Below are 1,307 nucleotides of genomic sequence, written 5' to 3' on the forward strand. Positions count from 1 at the left end.
TGACGCATATCCGCTTTTTCGAGGCTAACAGCTAGCTTCCTTTCCGCTGTTTGACCCATAAACGCAGGTGCATCACGACCAAAAAAAACACAACAAATTGTGAATAAGTCAATACTTTATCCACAATTCGTCGCCGCTTGTCCATAAGTTATACACATTTATATAAAAGTTATACACAAATTTATCTCTTTTCTTGTGTATAACTGTTTGCTGTGAGTGATTTTTCTGGATATGTCATCCACCATGTGCCTTGATCGATCGCTTCAGGAGCTTCATCCGTCTGTTGATAGGATAATTGATGCAATAATTGATCTAGCGCATCTGAATCACTGTGGATAAATAACTTATGAGCACCGTAATTATAGGTTAATTGCTCCGCTGTTTGAATCATCGTTAAAGGTAAAGACACCGTTACTCCTTGTTTCATAATAAATGTACGTAACCAGTAGGCATCATGCTGGACAGGATATAAGGCAAAAAATCCTTTCGTCTCCTCTTGGTCACAAATAAAATAGCCGTATTGTTTCATCTCATCCGTTATTTGTATTTTTTCACTATCACCAAAAAAGGCTTGAAACGTTTCTGAATCTACCGTTTTCGTCGCTTGTAACTCCATGTTTTTCACCTCTATCAAATCGTTTACTATGATTCTATGAACGAATTGATAGATTTATGACGATTAGAACCAACGCAAAAAGAAAAAGGCATATTCCACATCTTCATCATCATCTTCTTTTTCTTCCTTCTTATCCACATCTTCTTCTTCTGACGCTTCTTCATCTTCTACCGTTGTCCCAAATGAAAAGTCAAGAAAACATAATGGCGGAAACACGACACACCACCAATTGGCGCCTTTTGCTTCACCTAAACTGATTAATATCGCTTCATATTCCCCAGCTGGATATAAATAGTTGCCATAAAGTTTTGTCGGAAATGATACGTCTTTTGCGTATTCCACATTGTAATCGGTGGATAACTGCTGATCTTGTAATACATCAGCGACAATGGCGTCTAACTTATCCACACGTGAAGCGATCAATGTTCTTGCTTGATCGATGTCTGTTAGATCCTCGACCCATTTTGTCACTTCTTCATTGACCGCATCTCGCACGTCTCTTTTGATCTTTTGATCTTCTTCTCGATCACTATTAGCTAAAATCCGTAATCGAATCGCTTCATCCGGTATCACTTGATAATCGGCTTGTTCGGTATTACTCACATTCATACTCGGTAAATGTGGATAAATGACTAAGATAACACAAATAATGGCTACGAATAAAAAAAGTTTCCGCATGTCTCTCATCCCC

2 protein-coding genes are annotated in these 1,307 nt (G+C 38.3%); both read right to left on the reverse strand.

The genetic code is table 11. From position 1 onward, the window contains the following. Nucleotides 1-181: 181 nt before the first annotated feature. The gene (locus J416_RS14625) at nucleotides 182-616 is read right to left on the reverse strand and encodes a hypothetical protein (RefSeq protein WP_003475036.1); all 435 of its coding nucleotides are present in this window, start codon (nucleotides 614-616) and stop codon (nucleotides 182-184) included. A 63-nt stretch (nucleotides 617-679) separates the two neighbouring features. After that, on the reverse strand, nucleotides 680-1,307 hold a 628-nt coding region (spoIIR, locus tag J416_RS14630), incomplete at its 5' end, for a stage II sporulation protein R (protein ID WP_003475039.1).

Source organism: Gracilibacillus halophilus YIM-C55.5 (assembly GCF_000359605.1).
Classification (GTDB): Bacteria; Bacillota; Bacilli; order Bacillales; family Amphibacillaceae; genus Gracilibacillus; species Gracilibacillus halophilus.